This is a genomic window from Streptococcus pseudopneumoniae (assembly GCF_001072315.1).
Lineage (GTDB): Bacteria > Bacillota > Bacilli > Lactobacillales > Streptococcaceae > Streptococcus > Streptococcus pseudopneumoniae_R.
Window position 1 is genome coordinate 1 of the sequence record NZ_JVLI01000109.1, and the last position, 2,251, is coordinate 2,251.

General features: G+C 34.3%; 4 protein-coding genes. All 4 read left to right on the plus strand.

Annotated features, from left to right (window positions below; translation table 11 throughout):
- The first annotated feature begins 152 nt into the window (after nucleotides 1-152).
- On the plus strand, nucleotides 153-749 hold the full coding sequence (locus ADH54_RS05695) for a helix-turn-helix domain-containing protein (RefSeq protein WP_049524368.1): 597 nt from the start codon (nucleotides 153-155) through the stop codon (nucleotides 747-749).
- 97 nt (nucleotides 750-846) lie between these two features.
- The gene (locus ADH54_RS12185; protein WP_172931785.1) at nucleotides 847-1,011 is read left to right on the plus strand and encodes a hypothetical protein; all 165 of its coding nucleotides are present in this window, start codon (nucleotides 847-849) and stop codon (nucleotides 1,009-1,011) included.
- Nucleotide 1,012: 1 nt separating this feature from the next.
- The gene (locus ADH54_RS05700; RefSeq protein ID WP_049524369.1) at nucleotides 1,013-2,044 is read left to right on the plus strand and encodes a replication initiator protein A; all 1,032 of its coding nucleotides are present in this window, start codon (nucleotides 1,013-1,015) and stop codon (nucleotides 2,042-2,044) included.
- Between the two features lie 19 nt (nucleotides 2,045-2,063).
- Complete coding sequence (locus ADH54_RS12600; protein WP_261097323.1) at nucleotides 2,064-2,186, plus strand: hypothetical protein; 123 nt, start codon at nucleotides 2,064-2,066, stop codon at nucleotides 2,184-2,186.
- Nucleotides 2,187-2,251: the final 65 nt, after the last annotated feature.

Below are 2,251 nucleotides of genomic sequence, written 5' to 3' on the forward strand. Positions count from 1 at the left end.
TGAGGTAAATAGAAAATATTGAGTTAACGGAAAATTCCGTTAGCTCTTTTTTGTATTTTGGGAAGAAAATATGTCAGATATTGCTTGAAAATTAGCTGAGATTTGATTATTAACAGAAAACACTGTTGTTAGAATAGTAGTGGAGGTAGAAAATGGATAACAATGATTTACTTTTTAGGAAACCACCTAACAGACTGGAAAAACTTATGGAGGATCATGGGGTTACTTTGAAAGAGGTTAGTGAAAATACGGGTATACCTATAACTACACTTTCTGGGTACAAAAAAAATCAGCGTACTCCTAAAAAAAATAATGCAGAGATACTTGCTAAGTATTTCGGTGTCTCGGTTGCTTATTTGATGGGGCTTGATGATGCTCCTAGTATTGATGGAAGTAAAAAGATGACTCCACTCCAGTCACTTGTTAAAAACAGTAAATTATCTCTTAAAGAAATAAGTGAGGCAACTGGTATAGGATACTCTACACTTGGAAATTACAACCAAGGAAGTAGAAGTCCGAATGCTAAAAATGCGCAATTACTATCAGAATATTTAGGAGTATCTATCCCATATCTACTTGGTTATGAAGAGAACTCTATGGCTAATAAACCAAACGCAACAATATTGATAGAGTTAGTTAAAGAACTTTATTCTATCAGTGAAAAAAGGGCAAAACTTCTACAGGAATACATAGAACTTGATAAAAAGGAAAGAGATATTATCAAACAGATAAAGGAAATAGTTCGATAATTTATTGATTGTCCCTTTAAAATAGAATTTCTCATTATACATTATGATATAGCTGTGAATAAATCACCATCAGCTGGTGATAAGAAAGGATAACCCAATGACAAGACAAGCGCAACAATCACGTGACCTAGTATTGAAAGAAATTATGAAGTCACAAAATATGACAAGAACGAGAGCACATTTAATTTTGAAAGAGCTAGAGGAATTTGGTTTGTTTCAGTTTTCTGATACTGGTCAGTTTTTGTTGAAAGTAGGTGTTTAGTATGAAGCGAATTTCTGCAAGCCAGATTCAATCAAGTGAAAGATTTTATAGAATACCAAAAATATTTGTTGAATCGCCACTTTATAAACCGATGAGTACAGATGCTAAATTTACATACGCTATCTTGAAAGACCGTTTTGAACTATCTCTTAGGAATAACTGGATTGATAAAAATGGAGATGTCTATCTGATTTATACAATTACTGAACTTCAAGAAATTTTAGGCTATGGTAATAAAAAAGTTATTAAACTAAAAAAAGAGCTCCAGGAATATGGCCTTTTAGAAGAGGTTCGACAAGGTTTGAATAAGCCTAATCTACTGTACTTGGGCAATATTGACTATCAAGTTCTCCCTGCTGAAGAAATTCACTCCAACCCATCGGCAATGGCGGAAATGTCAAAACGACACTTCCAAAAAAATCAAGGAAATGTTAGAACGACATGTCAAAAAATTTCGAAACGACACGCTAATGATACTGAGAATAACGAGACTGAATTATCTAACGATACTAATCGATACGAGGGCGAGTCATCTTTATCTGGTTTATCAATTTCTGAAGCATTTAAAATGGGGCAACATGGTTTTCTTTCTCCTCAACTAGTTCGGAAACTCAGTATGTTTGGAAAAGATGCAAAAATTCTTGAAAATAAAATCTATCAATCGAAACGTCAAGTTGAGAAGAATTACAACAACCTCTTAGCCGGTCAGGAAATTTATGGAGAGGTTTGGCTGCAAGATCTTGAACGTGAGCTTGATAAATTGATTTTCAAAATTAAAACAGGAGAGGCTGAAGGAAAACCAATCCAGAATGTTCCAGCCTACTTTTACAAAATGATGATTCGTTTTTGGAAGATGGCTCTACTCATCGAAAAAGAACAGGGATTTATGGAGGTATCAGCACAAAGTGAGTACGCTAGACAATACCCTGCTGAGTGTCCTAGTCTGATTGCCCATTATTATCCAGACAAACTATCAGAGATTAAACTGAATCACTATTTAGCTGAGTTGTCTAAGAACACCGAAACATGTTAAAAGAAAGAGAGTTGATTTTATGGAATTGTTTAATCATCAAGAGAGAATTAACAGAGGACAAGCTATGAAAGCTACACCTTCCCAACCAGTTCAAGAGATTGAAATGATTGTAGAATATTTTGATGAAACGCTAGACAGTTAGGTAAAGGAGATAGAATGAAGCATGTTGACGACAAATTATTGCTGGTTGCTAAAAAAATGTGTAGC